Here is a 20460-nt window from a genome sequence, read left to right on the forward strand (position 1 = left end):
ATGCTTTGGACGGACTGCTTAAATCGCCTGCGACAAGAGCTCTCTGGAAATGTCTTTACAATGTGGATTCGCCCATTGGTTGCAGAAGAGCTGGAAGACAGCTTGCGTTTGTATGCACCTAATCCTTACTGGACGCGTTACATTCAAGAACATCATCTGGAACTGATCACGATTCTGGCAGAGCAATTGTCTGAAGGACGGGTACGCAAGGTCGAAATTTTGGTCGATTCACGTCCAGGGGCAATTTTATCTGCCAGTGAGCAACCGGCGACCACGACAGCGGCATTGACCTCGACACCGATGCCGGTGCCGAAACCGAAGAAAGAAAAAGAAGACAGCGGCAAAAATAGCCGTAGACGTCAGTTGAATCCATTGTTTACCTTCTCGCTGTTTGTGGAAGGTCGATCTAACCAGATGGCGGCAGAAACCTGTCGCAAGGTGCTGACTCAGCTGGGTGCTTCACAGCACAACCCGTTATTTTTATATGGTCCGACCGGTCTGGGTAAAACCCACTTGATGCAGGCGGTCGGCAATGCACTGTTACAGGCCAAACCGAATGCACGTGTCATGTACATGACCGCAGAAAGTTTCGTACAGGACTTTGTCAGCTCGTTACAGCAGGGCAAAGTTGAAGAGTTTAAGAAAAATTGCCGTTCTCTGGATTTATTACTGGTCGATGATATTCACTTGTTGGCCGGTAAAGAAGCCAGCCTGGTCGAGTTTTTCTACACCTTTAACGCACTTCTGGATGAATCTAAGCAAATTATTTTGACTTCGGATCGTTATCCTAAAGAACTAACCGAACTGGATCCACGTCTGGTTTCACGTTTTTCCTGGGGCTTATCGGTCGGAGTCGAACCACCAGATATTGAAACCCGAATTGAAATTCTGCTGAAAAAAGCCGAAAGCAACCAGGTCGATTTACCACGTAACTGTGCGCTGTTTATCGCCCAGCAGGTGGTGGCTAACGTGCGTGAGCTTGAAGGTGCGCTGAACAAAGTGGTGGCGATTTCACGTTTTAAAGGCACACCAATTGATCTGGATGTGGTGCGTGAATCTTTAAAAGATGTGCTGGCGATTCGTGCCCGTACCATCAGTACCGAAAATATTCAGCGTGTCGTGAGTGAGTATTTCCGGATTCCGCTGAAAGAACTGGTCGGTCCAAAACGCACCCGGATTTATGCCCGCCCACGTCAACTGGCGATGGGGCTGGCACGTGAATTAACAGGCGACAGTTTTCCGGAAATTGGCATGGCTTTTGGCGGTCGTGATCACAGTACCGTGATGCATGCTTGCGAGAAAGTACAGAGTCTGCGTGAAGAAGATCCGATCTTTAACGAAGACTATAAAAACCTGCAACGTCTGTTGCAAAGTTGACCTAAATCGCTCAAATTCTATTCTTGCTATGCGGCTGCTTTTGCCGCATAGTAAACCGTCAAAAAAATCACTTTTTCTATATTAATCTTCAGCTTTAGAGGAATGCACTGTGCGTTTAAAAATCGCGAAAGAAAGCTTACTGAATGTTCTCTCACATGTCGTAGGAGCGGTTGAACGTCGCCATACCTTGAATATCCTGTCTAACCTGAAAATTCAGGTGACTACGCAAGCATTGACCGTGACCGGTTCCGACCTGGAAGTCGAACTGGTGGCGAGTACAGCACTGGCTGAAGGTGCATGTCTGCAGGAAGGCGAGACCACAGTTCCTGCACGTAAGCTGATTGATATCTGTAAGTCACTTCCTTCAGCGGCATTGGTGGATTTGCATATTACTGAAGATCAGCGCTGCATCCTTAAATCAGGCAACAGTCGTTTTGTACTGGGTACCTTGCCTGCTGATGATTATCCATTACTGAACACTGAAAACACCCAAGGCACGCAAGTGACGGTGACACAGCGTGAACTTAAACGCCTGTTCGAAAAAACCGCCTTTGCCATGGCAGTTCAGGATGTGCGTTTTTACCTGACCGGTACTTTGCTGGAAATTGATGCCAATCAGCTACGTGCTGTGACCACCGATGGCCACCGCCTAGCACTGTGTGAAACAGCAGCACAATCCACTGCAGCACAGCCGATTCAGGCAATTGTGCCACGTAAGGCCGTTGCAGAATTACAGCGCCTGCTCAGCGTTGAAGATGAGCAATTATCTCTATTGATTGGTCGTGAACTGCTCAATGTGACCATCAATATGCCAAGCCGTGACAAGGAACAGGCGAACATTACCGTGCGTTTCACTACCAAGCTGATTGATGGTAAGTTCCCGGACTACCGCCGTGTGATTCCACGTGGGGGCGACAAAGTCGTGATGATCGCACATGACGTGTTCAAGCAGTCTTTGCAGCGTGTGGCGATTTTAAGTAATGAAAAACTTCGCGGTGTGTTTCTGAACTTCAATGCTGATTCTTTGCAACTTCGTGCCAATAACCCGGAGCAGGATGAAGCGATTGAAGACCTGGCGATTCAATATGCCGATTCACCGCTAGAAATGTCCTTCAATGCGCAGTATCTGATTGAAGTCCTCGGTGTGCTGGATGGCGATGATGTGTCAATGACTATGACTGAAGCGAATCAGTCTGTCTTAGTACAAGACCCGGCGCATACTGATCAGACTTATGTCGTCATGCCGATGCGTGTTTAAGCCGCGGCTTCTGATATTCATATAAGACATGCATATTACGCGTTTACATATTGAGCGTGTGCGGAATTTAAAGACGGTTGCTCTCCACGGATTGCAGCCGTTTAATGTTTTTTATGGGCAAAATGGTTCAGGTAAAACCTCGATTTTAGAGGCGATTCATTTACTGGCTGCCGGTCGTTCCTTCCGTACTCATATTCCCAAAAATTATATCCAGCATGGCGCGCAGGATGCGATTGTATTTGCACAGTCTGCGACTGAAAAAATTGGCATGCAAAAAATGGCCAGCGGGGAGCAACTGATCAAGGTCAATGGTGATCTGGTCGCAACCCAGGGACAGCTGGCCAAACTGTTGCCCTTGCAGCTGATTGATCCGCAAAGCACCGATATTATCGATCATGGTGCTAAACCACGACGCCAACTCCTTGACTGGTTAATGTTCCACGTGGAACCAGAGTTTTATCATGCCTGGCAATATTATTCTCGTGCGCTGAAACAGCGAAATAGTTTGCTCAAAAGCAAACGCTTTCTCAGTCTGTCAGATCTGGAACCGTGGAACCAGATGCTCAGTGAATATGGTGAAATTTTACATTCGCAACGTGTCGGGATCGTGGAACAATGGAAGCCCTTTTTTGAAGATGACCTGAAACAGTTATTACCTGATTTGCAAGTCAGTCTGGAATACAGTCCGGGCTTTCACAGTGAAACTGGCCTGCTGAATGATCTGACCAACCAGCATGAAAAAGACTGTGATCGACGCTATACCGAATATGGTCCACATCGCGCGGATTTGCGTTTAAAGACCCCGATGGGGGATGCCGACGTGATCCTGTCGCGGGGTCAGAAAAAGCTGCTGATGATCGCACTAAAACTGTCGCAAATCGCAATGCTCCATTCTTGTAATAAGGAAACTGTGGTATTATTAGATGATGTGACAGCAGAATTAGATTTAACCGCACAACAACGTTTAATTGAGCGATTGAGCCAACTTGGTAGTCAAGTTTTTATTACCACCTTAGACCATGAATCAGTACAAAAGCACTTACATGATTTGTCTATCTCATATCAGTTATTCAGTGTTGAAAACGGTACAGTTCAAGTTGTGCAATAATATTTTTTGAGTTTTACCCATCTTTGGATAGACCTATTTTTCACTAGGGAGAAACCATGAGTTCAGAAGATCAAGCTGCTTCTCAAACAGAACAAACCATTGAAAAGGCTTATGATTCCTCTAGCATCAAGGTATTACGTGGTTTAGACGCAGTACGTAAGCGTCCGGGCATGTACATTGGTGACACAGACGATGGTACAGGCCTGCACCACATGGTGTTTGAAGTAGTCGATAACTCGATTGATGAAGCCTTGGCAGGCCACTGTGATGAAATTATAGTGACGATCCATGAAGATGAATCGGTTTCAGTATCTGATAATGGTCGTGGTATTCCGACCGACATTCACCCTGAAGAAGGCGTGTCTGCAGCAGAAGTAATTTTAACCATTCTGCATGCCGGTGGTAAGTTCGACGACAACAGTTATAAAGTCTCTGGCGGTCTGCATGGCGTTGGTGTTTCGGTGGTCAATGCGCTGTCTGAAAAACTGCTATTAAATATTAGCCGTGCGGGCAAAACTTATGAACAGGAATACCGTCATGGTGATCCTGTTTATAAATTACGTGAAACAGGTACAACTGATAAATCGGGTACAACAGTACGTTTCTACCCAAGTGCTGAAACCTTTAGTCAAACCATTTTCAATGTTGATATTTTAGCGCGTCGTTTACGTGAATTGTCATTCTTAAACGCGGGTGTACGTATTGTCCTGCGTGATGAACGCGTCAATCTTGAGAATGTCTATGACTACGAAGGTGGTTTATCTGAGTTCGTTAAATATATTAACGAAGGCAAAACGCACCTGAATGATATCTTCCACTTCACTGCTGCACAGGCCGACAACGGTATTACGGTAGAAGTCGCATTACAATGGAATGATTCTTATCAGGAAAATGTACGTTGCTTTACCAATAACATCCCGCAAAAGGATGGGGGTACGCATCTGGCCGGTTTCCGTGCTGCGTTGACCCGTGGTTTAAACAACTACATGGACAGCGAAAATATCCTGAAAAAGGAAAAAGTTGCGGTATCGGGTGATGATGCGCGTGAAGGCCTGACTGCAATCGTTTCAGTCAAAGTGCCTGATCCGAAATTCTCTTCACAGACTAAAGAAAAACTGGTATCGAGTGAAGTAAAAACCGCTGTTGAACAGGCCATGAACAAGGCATTTTCTGAATATTTATTGGAAAATCCACAAGCAGCCAAGGCCATTGCCGGCAAGATCATTGATGCAGCACGTGCCCGTGATGCAGCGCGTAAAGCACGCGAAATGACACGTCGTAAGAGTGCGCTGGATATTGCCGGTCTTCCAGGTAAGCTGGCCGATTGTCAGGAAAAAGATCCAGCTTTGTCTGAACTGTACCTGGTCGAGGGTGATTCTGCAGGTGGTTCGGCCAAACAGGGTCGTAACCGTAAAATGCAGGCGATTTTACCGCTGAAAGGTAAGATCTTGAACGTGGAACGTGCCCGTTTTGACCGTATGATTTCATCTGCTGAAGTCGGTACACTGATTACCGCACTGGGCTGTGGTATTGGTCGTGAAGAATATAATCCGGACAAACTACGTTATCACAAAATCATCATCATGACCGATGCTGACGTGGATGGTTCACACATCCGTACGCTGCTGTTGACCTTCTTCTTCCGTCAAATGCCGGAACTTGTGGAACGTGGTCATATTTATATCGCACAGCCACCACTATACAAGCTGAAAAAAGGCAAGCAAGAACAGTACATCAAGGACAATGATGCACTGGAAACTTACCTGATTTCGAACGCGATTGATGAGCTGGAACTGCATGTCAGTGCAGAAGCACCAGCGATTCGTGGTGAAGCACTGGCGAATGTGATTGCCGATTATCAGACTTCACAGAAGAGCTTGGCGCGTTTAACCCAGCGTTATCCTGCGAGTCTGCTTGATGCGCTGCTGTCACTGGAAGGTTTTAAGCTGGATCAGCTGGAAGACAAAACCTATGTGGAAACATGGGGTGAGAATCTGCGTGCAGCGATTGAAGCCATTCAGCCAACATTACGTCCAGAATTAACCCTGGAGCGTTTTGAAAAAGAACTGGCAGATGGTCAAAAAACTGCAAGCTGGTTGCCACGTATCACGATCTATGTACATAACTTGCCACATAGCTACCTGTTAGACTCAGTACTGTTAGGTTCAAGTGAATATGCACGTTTATTAAAGAATTCAAAGAGCTGGTTTAGTCTGCTTGAAGAGGGTGCATATTTGCAAAAAGGCGATCGCAAGATTCAGGTCAGCAATTTCCATCAGGTTTGGCAACATATCTTGCAGGACTCACGTCGTGGCATGATGATCCAGCGCTATAAAGGTCTGGGCGAGATGAATGCGGAACAGTTATGGGAAACCACCATGGATCCAGACAACCGTAACATGCTGCAAGTGACAGTTACTGATGCGATTGAAGCGGATCGTATGTTCTCTTGCTTGATGGGCGATGACGTAGAACCACGTCGTGCTTTCATTGAAGAAAATGCCTTGAATGCAGATATTGATGCATAACCCTTCAGGATAAAATCAGATATAAAAAAGCGCCTTTCGAGGCGCTTTTTTTAGACCAATTTTTTTACTCATATCCTGTGAGCTAGGCAAAATAAAGTAATTTTGGACCGATTTTTAGATATGGAACGGGTTCATTTAGGTTTTAAAAAGCCAAGTTGAGTAAGCCAAATCGACTCTAAGAAAGGGTTTATGTATAGAGATTACCAACTCGGGAGAATACCTGAAATCTGGAGTGAATCTATCGTTATAAAAATGATCTGCATCAGAACTTCTAAAATAATTTTTGAATAGGAAAGTGAGGCAGAAAGACGTTCTTTATACGATGAGAAGTTTGCATGCAGTTCACGACACTAGGTGAAAACTGGATCAGTCAAAGTGGTATTTAAAGATGCGTGTAATGAAAACAGATCGAATACTTTAGGTGGATTCGACTAAAAAATAATAAATCGCCTATTCAGAAGATCCAATATCTTAAAAATAAATAAAAAGCTGCTAAAACTAAATTTTAAATTTTCAATAGCTTATAAGAAACTTGGTCTAATACGCTAAATAATACGTGAATAATATTGCTTCAAGCATCTAGAAAGCCTGATCAGAGATGTGAATAACTCTAAAGTTATCCATAATTTTTATGTGAATAAGATAGTATTTTTCCGCAAGCTTTAATCCACGTATTAATTCTTTATTTTAAATTCAAATTTGAAATCGATTATCTTGTGGATAAGTGTTTTTAAATTTAAAATAGCATTTTAAATTTAAAGCTAGATTTGGCGATATATTGCTAGTATGACCAGACTATTCCTTGGATTGGCTTTAAAATAAAAAATTATTATAAATTAAATACTTGTAAATATAGTGTAGTTTCTCTAATCATTACCGTGGAACATATTGTTAACTAAAAACTCAAGATGTAGCTAAACTACATAATTGATTTAATAATCAAGTGAACTTTCATTTTTATTTAAAATCATACTTTTATCGATTTTTGCTTAACTTTTTTATTTCTCATTTTTGAGTTATTTCTTGATTTCATTATTGAAAATCGGGCATTTCTTTTATTACTCGATAGAAAAGAGGGAGGGAATCGCTGAAATGATATTGATTAGGAACAAGAAAAAGAGGATTGATAAAATGACGATGAAAAATAAAAAAGCGCCTGACGGCGCTTTTTTTTAATCATATTTATGGTGTTAGAATGACTTTACGACAGTCTTCTTCCTTTTTATCAAAAATACGGTAACCTTCCGCAGCATCTTCCAGTTTCATGCGATGGGTAATAATCAGATCTGGAGACAGATCTCCATTTTCAATATGTTCTAGCAACTGCGGCAAGTAATTATGCACATGGGTTTGTCCCATTTTAAAGGTCAAACCTTTGTCAAAGGCATCACCAAACAGGAAGCCATGAATTGGACCGGCATAAACTCCAGGTACACTCACCACACCGCCGCGACGGACCGCTGCAATACATTGTCTTAGCGCTGAACCACTCGAACCTTCTAATTTCAGGTTGGTCATTACGGTTTCCAGCATGCTACCTTTGGCTTCAAAACCGACCGCATCAATGACGGCATCGACTCCACGATAACCCGTGGTATTTTGAATGATAAATTCAGCGGCATCGACTTCATCAAAATTGACGGGAATTACCCCATAGGTTTGATGCGCGAAACGCAAACGGTAAGGGTGGTGATCGACCATAAATATCTGCTCGGCACCGAGCATCCGCGCGCAGGCAGCAGCCAGCAGACCGACCGGGCCAGCACCATAAATCGCCACACTGGAACCTCGACCGACTTGGGCATTATTCACTGCTTGCCACGCAGTTGGCAGAATATCGGTCAGGAATAATACTTTTTCATCAGGCAGGGAACCCGGCACCTTAAATGGTCCGACATTGCCTTTGGGGATCCGTACATATTCAGCCTGACCACCCGGTATACCCCCATACAGATGGCTAAAGCCAAATAAAGCTGCCCCTGGTGGGATCTGTTTTTTGTTGAGAATTGCACCACGACCGGTATTGGTATTTTCACAGGCAGCCATGAGTTCATGTTCACAGAAAAAACAGTGACCGCATGCAATCACAAAGGGAATAATCACCCGGTCACCTTTTTTGACTTCGGTTACTTCTGGGCCGACTTCTTCTACAATTCCCATAAATTCATGGCCGAAAATATCACCGTCTTCAGTGGCCGGGATTTTTCCCCGGTATAAATGCAGATCTGAGCCACAGATGGCGGTGGCTGTCACCCGTAAAATAACGTCATCTGGTTCCTGAATCACTGGATCTGGAACGGATTCAACTCGTACATCCCGAGCACCATGATAGGTAAGAGCACGCATGCGGATTTCCTCTCTCTAGTTCAACATTAAACAGACTCGTAGCAAGGCTGCCAAAAATTAAAAAACACTTGTATTAGAGCCTTAGGATGAAACAGCGCGCTGTAAATTAATGTATGAAATAAGGCATCCAACTGTTTAAAAAATAAACTTATATAGGGTTTGTGTAATTCATGACCTTATGTGTCGAATGAATAGAAAAGAACAGAATTAAAGAAACATCTAGACGTAGATGAAAAAATACAGGGGGGAAAATGGAAGAGAAAACATTAAAAATAGTGAATAAAAAAGAGATGAACAACGTTGGTCATTCATCTCTTATCTTAAATCTTACTAAAAGAGCTTTAGAACGTCTGTTCCAGACTTTCCAGTTCCATCATCAGTTCTAGCATTTGCTCTTCGGCTGTTTCCAGTTTGGCTTTTAGCTCGGTTTGCTCATTCATCAGTTTCAGCAAATCATTTTTACGTGATGCTTCGTATAAAGCACTGTCACCCAGCAGGTTTTCAATTTCAATCAGTCGCGGCTGTAGTTTGGCCATCTGTGCTTCGCATTTTTCAATATTCTTGCGAATCGGACGACTTAGTTCCCGCTGGCGAGCAGCTTCCTTACGTTGTGCTTCCTTGTCCAGTTTGGAAATAGTCGGTTTGACTTCGACTTGGGATTTCACCGGTTCTGCTGGCTTTTGCCCATTTTTAATCATCTCAATACGGGCTTGGCGTAACCAGTCAGCATAGGCAGTAAGATCACCATCAAACTCACGGCATTGACCATTATGTACCAGTAGCAGTTCATCACAGACGCTGGCGATGAGCTGACGTTCATGCGAAACTAGAACTACCGCGCCCTGAAAATCTTGTAAAGCCATAGTCAGTGCATGACGCATATCCAGGTCTAAATGGTTGGTCGGCTCATCCAGAATCAGTACATTCGGACGCTGCCAAACAATCAGTGCTAGGGCCAAACGTGCACGTTCACCGCCTGAGAAGCTTTCGCTTGGCGTATCCATACGTTCGCCACTAAAACCGAAACTACCCAAGAAGGAGCGTAGACTGGCTTCACTGATTTTTTTATCTGCGATACGTGCCAGCTGTAACATTGGGCTGGCATTACCATCCAGTGCATCCATTTGATGCTGGGCAAAATAACCAATATTCAGTAATTCTGAATCTTTCCGCAGACCCTGAATCAGTTTCAGGTCACCGACCAGCGATTTAATCAGCGTGGATTTACCGGCACCATTCATCCCAAGCAAACCGATCCGGCTGTTTGGCGTGATCTGTAAATTTACATTGGTGACAATCAGCTTGTCGCCATAACCAATATCGGCATGTTCCAGTTGCAATAACGGCGAACTCATTTTGGTCGGTTCACGGAAACTGAAGGTAAATGGCGTATCGACATGGGCTGCAGATAGTTCCTGCATTCGTTCCAGCTGTTTGATCCGGCTCTGTGCCTGTTTGGCTTTGGTCGCTTGCGCTTTAAAACGGTCAATATATTTTTGCAGATGCGCGCGGGTTTCCAGCTGCTTTTCATACGCCTGTTGCTGCTGCGCTAAACGCTCACTACGGGTGCGCTCAAAAGTCGAATAGTTACCGGTATATAAAATCAGTTCCTGATTTTCGATATGTAAAATGTGATCGGTAATCGCATCGAGGAAGTCCCGGTCATGCGAAATCAGTACCAGCGTACCTTCATAGGCTTTCAGCCAGTCTTCGAGCCAGAGAATTGCGTCCAAGTCCAGATGGTTGGTTGGTTCATCGAGGAGCAGTAAGTCTGATCGGCTCATCAGGGTACGTGCCAGATTCAAACGCATACGCCAGCCACCGGAAAAACTTGAAACATCCAGCTGTGATTGATGTTCAAAGAAGCCCAGACCAGCCATCAGTTGTGAAGCTTTGGCAGGAGCAGAATAACCTGAAATTTCATCAAAACGGCCATATAAATGAGCCAGTTCTGCATCATCCAGTTGATCCGGTTGATCGAGTTTCTGCTGAATATCCCAGTATTCTTCATCGCCCGACAAGACGAAATCAATGGCTTTCATATTCAGTGCTTTGATTTCCTGAGCCATATGCGCTACGGTCCATACCGCAGGTCGGGTCAGCGAACCGGTGTCCGATTCCATGCCGCCGAGCAAGGCTGAAAACAGGGTTGATTTTCCAGCACCATTGACACCGGTTAGGCCAATTTTCCATCCTGGGTGTAACTGCATCGACGCTTTTTGAAATAAAACACGTCCACCGCGACGTATAGATAACTGGTCTAACTGAATCATTGAGAAATCAAAGCTAAGAAATAAGATGCGCCTATTCTAAAGGAAAGCCCTGTGAAAATGAAAAATCTTACCGTTTTTGCTGAAATAAGTGTGCTTTTCACCTCTGTCAATTGATCTAGGGTGGACGCATAAGTTGAGTAAAAGCTCTATTTTATGCATGAACAGTGGTTTATAGTTCAGGCTGATGGAGCAAAAAATATCATAGAGTCAAATAAAAATGAAAAAGGGATGTTTAATTTTATCGGCACTGGGCATTTTGGTGTCGACTTCAACTCAAGCCAGAGTGAATGTCTGTGTTTTTGATTTACTGGGGAAATCTGGTGAGTCTTACAAACTGCTGGAGGAATGGGCGCTGGCAGCAAAAGGCTGGGGTGCCGAAATTCAGCTAAGCGCTTATCAGGATGAAGCCAAGGTCGATCAGGACGTCAAAGCCGGAAAATGTGATGCCTTCTATATGACCTCAATGCGTGCCCGGGCTTATAACAAATTTGCTGGATCGATTGATGCAATTGGCGGCGTGCCGAATAATGACATTGCCATGAAAGCCATCAGCTATGTACTGGATAAACGCAATAGCAAACGCCTGATCACCCAGATTGGCAAAGAAAAATTCGAAGTGGCGGGTATTGGTCAGATTGGCCCAGCCTATATTTTTGTTCGTGATCGTACTCTAAATAAACTGGAACAGGTCAAAGGCAAGAAATTTGCCGTGCTGCATTATGACTATGCGCAAAAAATCATGGTCGACCGGATTGAAGCAGTACCGGTCATGTCGGAAATTTCCAATTTTATTCGCAAGTTTAATCAGGGCGAAGTGGATATTGTCGCTGCACCGGCTTATGCATTTAAACCGCTGGAATTACAGAAAGGACTAGGCCGTCAAGGCGCAATGATTAATTTTCCGGTGATTAATGTCACTGCTGATCTGATTATTCGTCAGGAAGAGTTTCCGGCAAGCTTTGCCGCACAATCCCGAAACTGGTTTGTGAAACAGTTACCGCGCAGCTTTGCCATGGTCAAGCGCATGGAAGCTGAGATTCCAAGCAAATATATTCTGAATCTAAGCCGTGAAGATCGTGTGGCCTACCAAAAGATTCTGCGTGATGGGCGGATCGATTTAACCAAACAGGGGATTTATGATCAGGGCATGATGAACGTATTGAAACGCGCGCGTTGTACGGTAGAAAGAACCAATTTTGAATGTTCGATTGGTGGCGAATAAATCTGAAATCATGTATATCTTTGTAACTATATCTGGGTAAATGTAATTATAAGAAAGCAGTTTTAAACATTAAGATATTGATATTTAAATATATATTTAAAAATAACTTAGGCAACTATTGCTGATTTATCTTTATAGGCCAAAATGCCGGTTTTAAATGGAGTAAATGCTCTATTTTTTTTAATTAAACTTGCTTAATATTTGTCCCGTGTACGGACACTCAGCGAATAACAAGATTTCAAAGGATAACTACAATGAAAAAAACACTCTTATCATTGGCTGCATTCTCTGCATTTGGTTTTGCAAGTGCGGCGCATGCAGAAAAAGTCGATATCTGTGTGTTTGACTTACTGGGTAAATCCGGTGAGTCTTTCCAGATGGCGCAAGAATGGGCACTGGCTGCAAAAGGCTGGGGCGCAGAAATCAATCTGATTGCCCGTCAGGATGAAGCGGTTGCCGACAATGATTTTAAGGCAGGTAAATGTGATGGTGTATTTATGACCGCCATGCGTGCCCGTCAATACAATAAATTTGCCGGTTCTATTGACGCACTGGGCGGCGCACCAAGTAATGCCATTGCCCAGCGTGCAATCAGTTTTGCTCTGGACAAACGTAATGCCGCGAAAATGGTAACCAATCTGGGCGGCAAAAAATATGAAATTGCCGGTATTTCGCCTTTAGGTTCGGCATTTATTTTCGTCCGTGACAAGAATATCAATTCGATTGAAAAAGCCGCAGGCAAGAAATTCGCAGTACTCGGCTATGACGATGCCCAGAAAATCATGGTACAGCGCGTCGGTGCACAGGCCGTGATTTCCGATGTGTCCAACTTTGTGGCCAAATTTAACAATGGTCAGGTGGATATGGTTGGTGCGCCTGCCTATGCCTACAAGCCATTAGAAATCTATAAAGGTCTGGGTAATAACGGCGCGATGTTTAATTTCCCGGTGCTGCATGTGACGTCTGATTTTGTGATTCGTCCAGAAAAATTCCCCGCAGGTTTTGGACAGAAATCGCGTGACTGGTTTATCAAAAACCTGCCAAAGAGCATGGCCATGATCAAACGTCTGGAAGCCGGTATTCCGTCGAAATATAAAATGAACCTGAACGTTGAAGATAAAACCAAGTATCAGAAAATGTTACGTGATGGCCGGATGGACATGACCAAACGTGGAATCTATGATGCCAGCATGATGTCGGTCTTAAAACGTGCCCGTTGTTCTGTCGATAAGGCCAACTTTGAATGTTCAATGGCTGGCGAATAATCTGATTTTTAAAGAAAAAAGCTTAGATTGATCTAGGCTTTTTTTATGGCTGAACCAGGTCAGATCTGCCATTGTGCAGCGAATAAAATAGCTTAAGCTTGATTAACTATTAAATTCGCATGTTTTATATAAAAAACAATCACATGTGACTAAAAGTGCAATAACAAAAACAAGCGATAAGGAAATGAGGATGATGCATAGAGGATGGAAAGCACTGGCATTGGCTACGGCGACACTGGCTGTTTCAGGTCTGGCGCAAGCTAAACAGGTGATTTGCGTATTTGATCTGGTTGGTAAAAACGGTGATGTCTATAGTGTGATGAAAGACTATCAGTTGGCAGCCAAAAACTGGGGTGCAGATGTCGAACTGCGGGTCAATACCAATGAAGCGGTGGTTGCAGAAGATTTTAAAGCCGGGAAATGTGATGGGATCAGTGTTACCGGTATGCGTGGCCGTCAATTTAATAATTTTACTGGTTCACTCGATGCCATTGGTGCAATTCCAGATCTGAATCTGGCGGTTAAAGTGATGCAGGGACTGGCCAGTCCAACTTTTGCCAAACATATGCTGCAAGGCAAATATGAGGTAGTCGGTGTCATTCCTGTAGGTGATGCTTTTCTGTTAGTGAACGACCGCAGTATTAATACTGTTGCCAAAGCAGCCGGTAAAAAAATTGCGGTACTAAGCCATGACGAAGCACAAAAAATCATGGTACAGCAGGTTGGTGCACAAGCAGTGAGTGCCGAAATCAGCAATTTTGCCAGTATGTTTAACAATGGTCAGGTGGATATTATCGGTGCACCAGCTGCAGCATTTAAGCCTTTAGAATTACATAAAGGGTTGGGTAGTAAAGGTGCGATTGTGAATTATCCGGTATTACAGGTTACCGGTAATATTATTATCCGTCCCGATAAATTCCCGGCCGGATACGGACAAAAATCACGTGAATGGGTTAAGAGCCAGTTACCACGTGCCTTTGGTATTTTGGGTAAAATGAAAGCGGATATTCCTTCGAAATACTGGATGGATATTCCTGCGGCAGATAAACCGGGTTATCAGAAAATGATGCGGGATTCCCGAATTGACCTGACCAAACGCGGCGTTTATGACAAACGCATGATGAAATTGCTGTGGCAATTCCGCTGCAAACAGAATCCGACAAATTTTGAATGTGCCTTACAGGATGAGAACTACAAATAATCCTGATAAAATTACTCTGATTTGACTTTTAATCTGTGCAGACTGACCATATATTGAGTGTGCTATACTTAAATATGGTCTTTTCTTTTTAAAGACATTCCATTCAACAGAGGAATCCGCCATGAATGCCCAAGCGCTTGTGCTCACCGACAATGCCGCAAATAAAGTACGCCAGTTGCGTGACAGTGAAGGTAACCAAGACTTAATGCTCCGTGTCTATGTGACCGGTGGCGGCTGTTCAGGTTTCTCTTATGGCTTTAACTTTGCGGAAAGCCAGAATGAAGATGATGCAGAATTTGCCAATGGTGATGTTAAAGTCTTAGTCGATTCATTGAGTTATCAATATCTGGTCGGTTCAGTTGTAGATTATTTAGAAGGTCTGGAAGGTTCACGTTTCGTGGTACAAAACCCGAATGCGACCACGACCTGTGGTTGTGGATCTTCATTCTCGATCTAAATCCATGCACAAAAAAAGTCCTCTCAATGAGGACTTTTTTATATCTGGAGGAAAGTTTAGCTATCCAGTTTTACCGCTTCAAGCAGATCAAAGATTACAGTAGTAACATCCTGACTCAACTCGCGGTTATTGAAAATTTCATAGGCGCTAATGGTAATGTCGGTATCGCTTGGCAACAGACGCTGTTCTTCTTCGATCAGGTCATTGATCGGCAATAAAGTCTGTTTGATTTCCAGATGCAGAATATCTTTATATTCCAGATTTTCATCGTCGAGTTCAATCAGTTGTTCATTGAAATAAGGCAGCAAAATCGAATGAAGATAGGGTTGGATGTCCTCGATATCAAAGATTTCGATATCACGGGTTTCATCAATCGTACTAATGTGGTCATTTACTTCAATTAAAATATGGTAGTAACTCACACGAATCTCCAAAGATGGCCTGAACAATGTAGCCAATCACAATAACATGAAATCAGAATAGAGTGTTTTTTATAATACTTATACACTTAAATTAATTAGGGAATTCAAGCTGATCACTTAACGGTTATAAAGCAAGGTCTTGTCTGCAGGTCGCAGCTGGAAGTGTTGCAGATTCTGTTTACCCAGCACCGGATACATCAGTGCTTCCGGGTCATTATGGTGATACAGCCCCAAGGCATGTCCGAGTTCATGTGCCAGAGTCAGACGGAGATCATCTTCTGCATCAAACTGATAGACATGAATTTGATCACCCATAAACACGCCTTTATGAAATTCGCGGGCAGGGAAACGCTGTTGGGCTTGAATGATATTCTGCTGATGGTTTTGCAGACCATGTTGATGCATGGAAACATTCATATTAAAGGAACTTTGCTGTTCCTGAAGGTACTGAAGTTCCCGTTGAAAACTTTCCGATTTGCGCTGTAAAGCCAAAACCTCATATTCAATCTGCTCATGTTCATAAGCAGATAAATTTGGCTGACGGCGTCGTTGCTGTAAGGCTTGAAATTCACTATTGATCTGGTTTTTTTGCTGAATGAGGCGTTGCTGCTGACTTTCCAGATGCTGATGGGATGCTTCCAGATTTTTGACCTGACGTTGATACTTGGCGTCATCTGCCAGCAACTGTTTTTCGACTTTCTTCAAGGCATCATAGTCTTGCTGGCGTTGATCATAGATCAGGTGAATACTCAGCCTGGCATTTTCATCATAGACCATCAAATCATCACGATTGCTTCCCTGATGCCAGATTTCGATCGCTTCCTTGCTCAGTTGAATGACTTGATCTTTACTTAGTCCAAAGCCTGAATCGACCTGATCAATTCGGAAACGTAAGCGTGTATCGAAAGGATGCGTCAAGCGATCAGCCAGCGAGTTATAGCGCAGTTGAGGATGGGTTTGGGCCTGCATATGTAGATAGGCAGACATGATCAATCCCACTACGAGCAGACAGAGCAGAAGACGCATATTTTTTATTTAAATGTCTATTTTTTAAAAATATAGCTTAATTTTAATGCCTTTCCCATGCTTATTTGCATCATCCTTCAGCTTTTGGATAAAGCCCTAATTCGGCCAAAGCCTGCTGCAAAATTTCAAGGCGGATCGCCGGATCCATACCATTTCGCATCTGCATATTCAGTGAAAATGCCACGATCTCGGCTTGCGGTGTTTCAACCCAGCCGGTGAGCCAGCCGACTTGCGGTTCCACATCCATGCCCCAACCGGATTTGACATATAGTCGATAAGCTTTCCGCTCCTGTAAAAATAACATGGCTTTGACTTGTTGCTGGACTTGAGGATCAAAGGCCAGTTGCTCTCGGGCCAACGCAGAAACAAATTGGACTTCCTGTTTTGGAGTAACTTTCAAAGGGCCTACCAACCAGAAGTTATCGACCTGTTGACCAATCTGCTGATTACCAAATTGGATGCGTTGTACTTCCTGTTGCATCAATTCAAGGCCAATGCGACGTGCCAGTTCCTGATACACGGGTACAGCAGAAGCTTGCATGGCTTCGCCGAGAGTCATGTCTTTTTCCCAGGCTGCAAAACTGCGTTTCTTGCCATCCCATTTAAAAATTTCATTGGTTGTGGCTTTGCCATGTTGCAGGCCAATCAGGGCATTGAGCATTTTAAAAGTAGAGGCGGGAACATATTCGGTATCTGCACGGCTTAAATCATTACCATAAACCTGTATCTGTTGACCACGCTGAATCACTAGAACACCCGCGCTTTGCGCCTGATCAAATAATTGGGCAATGGCTTGGGTGGATTGAGTCGAAGTGCTTTGAGATAGGAGAGATGAAACGGGCAGGCTACACGCTGTCAGGCCCAAGCAACTCAGTAAAGGCAGCAAAATTAGAATTTTCATGGGTTCAGGGTATTTTAATGTTGGATTTAACTTAAACAGCTTTTCCTGAAAATACGATCAAATTTTAGTAATTTTTATTTTATTCTTTTAAGTCGAGACATAAAAAAACCGCGCTTTCGCGCGGTTTTTTCAGTTAAAGCGACAAATTATTTTTTGTCATCTTTCACTTCAGTGAACTCAGCATCTACAACGCCGTCGTCCGCTTTTTGAGATTGACCTTCGCCGCCTTGGAATGCATTCGGGTCAAAACCTTGCGCACCACCTTGGCCTTGAGCAGCTTCATATGCACGTTGTGTAATTGGCATGATGATATTTTGCAGCGCTTCAGTTTTCGCTTTGATTTCTTCAACGTCATTTTCTTTAGTTGCAGCTTCAAGCTCAGAAACCGCCGTTTCAACAGCAGTTTTTTCGTCAGCTGTTACTTGTTCACCAAGATCTTTCACTGCTTTTTGTGAAGAAGCAACTAAAGCATCCGCTTCGTTGCGTGCTTTTGCAAGCTCTTCAAATTTACGGTCTTCTTCAGCATTCGCTTCAGCATCTTTGATCATTGCTTCGATTTCAGCATCAGACAAACCTGAGTTTGCTTTAATCTGGATCGATTGCTCTTTACCAGTGCTCTTGTCTTTCGCAGATACTTTCAAGATACCATCAGCATTGATGTCGAAAGATACTTCAATTTGTGGCACACCACGTGGCGCAGGTGGGATGTCGCCTAACTGGAAGTTACCCAACAATTTGTTTTGCTGCGCCATTTTACGTTCACCTTGGTAAACTGAAATGTCTACAGCAGGCTGGTTGTCCGCAGCGGTTGAGAACACTTGAGATTTCTTCGCAGGAATCGTGGTGTTTTTCTCGATGATTGCAGTCAACACGCCGCCCATGGTTTCAATACCAAGTGTCAACGGAGTTACGTCAAGTAGAAGTACGTCAGTTTTGTCACCTGAAAGTACCGCACCTTGAATCGCAGCACCCATTGCGACTGCTTCATCAGGGTTTACGTCTTTACGTGGCTCTTTACCGAAGAACTCTTGAACCTTTTGTTGAACCATTGGCATACGAGACTGACCACCTACCAGGATCACGTCAGAGATGTCAGAAGTCGAAAGACCTGCATCTTTAAGCGCAATACGGCAAGGTTCAATGGTACGCGCAACCAGGTCAGCAACCAGACCTTCAAGTTTTGCACGTGTTACGTTGATCACTAAGTGTTTAGGACCAGTCGCATCAGCAGTGATGTATGGAAGGTTGATTTCAGTTGCATTTGAAGAAGAAAGCTCGATTTTCGCTTTCTCCGCAGCTTCTTTTAAACGCTGTAACGCCAGTGGATCTTGTTTCAGGTTAAAGTTTTGTTCTTTCTTGAACTCTTCAACCAGGAACTCGATTAACGCGTTATCGAAGTCTTCACCACCTAGGAACGTATCACCGTTAGTCGACAATACTTCGATTTGCTGGTCACCATCAAGGTCAGCAATTTCAATGATTGAAACGTCGAAAGTACCACCACCCAAGTCGTAAACCGCGATTTTACGGTCGCCTTCTTTCTTGTCCATACCGAACGCAAGTGCCGCAGCAGTTGGCTCGTTGATGATACGTTTAACTTCTAAACCTGCAATTTTACCTGCATCTTTAGTTGCTTGACGTTGTGCATCGTTGAAGTAAGCAGGAACAGTAATAACAGCTTCAGTTACGGTTTCGCCCAGGTAATCTTCAGCAGTTTTCTTCATCTTTTTCAAGATTTCAGCAGAAACCTGTTGTGGCGCCAATTTTTTGTCGTTGACATCAACCCAAGCATCACCGTTGTCTGCTTTGATGATTTTGTAAGGAACTAAACCGATATCTTTTTGTACCGCTTGGTCTTCATAACGACGACCGATCAAACGTTTGATCGCGAACAATGTGTTTTTCGGATTTGTTACTGCTTGACGCTTTGCAGATTGACCTACCAGAATTTCGCCATCTTTATAGGCAATAATAGATGGAGTGGTACGTGCGCCTTCAGCGTTTTCGATTACTTTAACTTTGTCGCCTTCAAGTACTGCAACACATGAGTTTGTAGTACCTAAGTCAATACCAATGATTTTAGCCATTTGGATGTTTCCTCTAAAATTTTTTTGTGATTTACACTTGTTATCCGATATGAGAGCCGTTCGATTTTTTTCAAGTAAATTTTTTGAAAAATTTCACAAACTCCCGAAATTATTTGGCTTAAGCGCCGACCATCACCATAGCAGGACGCAATAAGCGACTGTTGAGCGTGTAGCCCTTTTGCAAAACAGTCCCAATTTCATTGGCTTTGGCATTTGGATCAATCCCGACTGCCTGGTGCAGGTCAGCATTGAAACCGTTGTTGGTGTCTACTGCCACAACCCCGAATTTCTCCAAGGTATGCAATAACGATTTAAGGGTCAGTTCAACGCCTTCACGCAATGGTGTTTGCTCTTCACCTGCAGCCACAATGGCACGCTCCAGATTGTCGACTGTTTCTAGAAGCTCTTTAGAGAACTTTTCCAGAACCGTATCTTTATGCTTTTCAGATTCACGCTGAATACGTTCAACACTTTTTTGTGCTTCATAGACTGCATTGGCGGTACGGGCTTTTTCTAACTTTAAATCACCTTCAAGCTGCGCAATCTGCTCTTGTAAAGACTCAACGGAAACTTCAGCCTGCTCGGTTTCAGCTTGAGTTTGCGCTGTATCTTGTTCCGCTTGCTCTTGCTCAAGTTGTTGAGCTTGCTCGTTTTGCTCAGTCGCCATTGATTTACTCCGTTTAAATGGGTTCTTAAACATGTACAGTCCTTAGGCCTCAGTGTTCACTGCGTTTATGCTGAACTGCCATGGTTGTGAAGTTCTTGATTACCTAAAGAAATCGGGGCAGGGTGTAAAAATTCAAGCGTCGACCCAGATTAAATTTAAGATTTATACAAAATACTGAATCCAGCGGATAGCAGAACAAGCTATTCAGAACACAACAGCAGGATAGGATGAGAATAAAATACACGGACATCAGCAGCGATGAATCCGAATTTTGAACTGAATAGATTCAATTCGCGACTAAATCTAAGAATTAAGTATTTGA

At 43.6% G+C, this 20460-nt stretch carries 15 protein-coding genes; 8 read left to right on the plus strand and 7 right to left on the minus strand.

Features of this window, described 5'->3' with window-relative positions; genetic code table 11:
• The 4 genes from dnaA to gyrB all read left to right on the plus strand — a co-directional run bounded on the left by dnaA (position 1) and on the right by gyrB (position 6271).
• The gene (gene dnaA / locus PYW33_RS00005; protein WP_004281934.1) at positions 1-1377 is read left to right on the plus strand and encodes a chromosomal replication initiator protein DnaA; all 1377 of its coding nucleotides are present in this window, start codon (positions 1-3) and stop codon (positions 1375-1377) included.
• A 109-nt stretch (positions 1378-1486) separates the two neighbouring features.
• Positions 1487-2635 (plus strand): DNA polymerase III subunit beta, encoded by a 1149-nt coding sequence (gene dnaN / locus PYW33_RS00010; RefSeq protein ID WP_004647129.1) that lies wholly within the window; start codon positions 1487-1489, stop codon positions 2633-2635.
• Positions 2636-2663: 28 nt separating this feature from the next.
• Complete coding sequence (recF, locus tag PYW33_RS00015; RefSeq protein WP_004647128.1) at positions 2664-3743, plus strand: DNA replication/repair protein RecF; 1080 nt, start codon at positions 2664-2666, stop codon at positions 3741-3743.
• Positions 3744-3799: 56 nt separating this feature from the next.
• Positions 3800-6271, plus strand: a complete 2472-nt coding sequence (gene gyrB / locus PYW33_RS00020) for a DNA topoisomerase (ATP-hydrolyzing) subunit B (RefSeq protein ID WP_004647127.1) — start codon at positions 3800-3802, stop codon at positions 6269-6271.
• 1182 nt (positions 6272-7453) lie between these two features.
• Here gyrB and PYW33_RS00025 read toward each other — a convergent pair.
• Entirely contained in the window at positions 7454-8617 is a 1164-nt protein-coding gene (locus PYW33_RS00025) for a zinc-dependent alcohol dehydrogenase (RefSeq protein WP_001202407.1), read from the minus strand.
• A gap of 341 nt (positions 8618-8958) precedes the next feature.
• Complete coding sequence (locus PYW33_RS00030; RefSeq protein WP_004281940.1) at positions 8959-10890, minus strand: ATP-binding cassette domain-containing protein; 1932 nt, start codon at positions 10888-10890, stop codon at positions 8959-8961.
• Between the two features lie 217 nt (positions 10891-11107).
• Here PYW33_RS00030 and PYW33_RS00035 point away from each other — a divergent pair, with 217 nt between their 5' ends.
• The 4 genes from PYW33_RS00035 (at position 11108) to erpA (ending at position 15035) form a co-directional block, all read left to right on the plus strand.
• Positions 11108-12112, plus strand: a complete 1005-nt coding sequence (locus PYW33_RS00035) for a putative solute-binding protein (protein WP_004647124.1) — start codon at positions 11108-11110, stop codon at positions 12110-12112.
• A 254-nt stretch (positions 12113-12366) separates the two neighbouring features.
• Positions 12367-13377 (plus strand): putative solute-binding protein, encoded by a 1011-nt coding sequence (locus PYW33_RS00040; protein WP_004647123.1) that lies wholly within the window; start codon positions 12367-12369, stop codon positions 13375-13377.
• A 193-nt stretch (positions 13378-13570) separates the two neighbouring features.
• Entirely contained in the window at positions 13571-14578 is a 1008-nt protein-coding gene (locus tag PYW33_RS00045) for a putative solute-binding protein (protein WP_004647122.1), read from the plus strand.
• Positions 14579-14699: 121 nt separating this feature from the next.
• On the plus strand, positions 14700-15035 hold the full coding sequence (erpA, locus tag PYW33_RS00050; RefSeq protein WP_004281944.1) for an iron-sulfur cluster insertion protein ErpA: 336 nt from the start codon (positions 14700-14702) through the stop codon (positions 15033-15035).
• Between the two features lie 56 nt (positions 15036-15091).
• On the opposite strand, the gene PYW33_RS00055 is transcribed toward erpA, so the two are convergent.
• The 5 genes from PYW33_RS00055 to grpE all read right to left on the minus strand — a co-directional run bounded on the left by PYW33_RS00055 (position 15092) and on the right by grpE (position 20138).
• Positions 15092-15469 (minus strand): hypothetical protein, encoded by a 378-nt coding sequence (locus PYW33_RS00055; protein ID WP_016806936.1) that lies wholly within the window; start codon positions 15467-15469, stop codon positions 15092-15094.
• A gap of 105 nt (positions 15470-15574) precedes the next feature.
• On the minus strand, positions 15575-16483 hold the full coding sequence (locus PYW33_RS00060) for a matrixin family metalloprotease (protein ID WP_004647120.1): 909 nt from the start codon (positions 16481-16483) through the stop codon (positions 15575-15577).
• A gap of 70 nt (positions 16484-16553) precedes the next feature.
• The gene (locus PYW33_RS00065) at positions 16554-17384 is read right to left on the minus strand and encodes an OXA-134 family carbapenem-hydrolyzing class D beta-lactamase OXA-283 (protein WP_004647119.1); all 831 of its coding nucleotides are present in this window, start codon (positions 17382-17384) and stop codon (positions 16554-16556) included.
• Positions 17385-17530: 146 nt separating this feature from the next.
• A complete protein-coding gene (dnaK, locus tag PYW33_RS00070; protein WP_004647118.1) occupies positions 17531-19471 on the minus strand; it encodes a molecular chaperone DnaK in 1941 nt (646 codons plus the stop codon).
• 118 nt (positions 19472-19589) lie between these two features.
• Complete coding sequence (grpE, locus tag PYW33_RS00075) at positions 19590-20138, minus strand: nucleotide exchange factor GrpE (RefSeq protein ID WP_004647116.1); 549 nt, start codon at positions 20136-20138, stop codon at positions 19590-19592.
• Positions 20139-20460: the final 322 nt, after the last annotated feature.

The organism is Acinetobacter lwoffii, assembly GCF_029024105.1.
GTDB classification, from domain to species: Bacteria; Pseudomonadota; Gammaproteobacteria; order Pseudomonadales; family Moraxellaceae; genus Acinetobacter; species Acinetobacter lwoffii.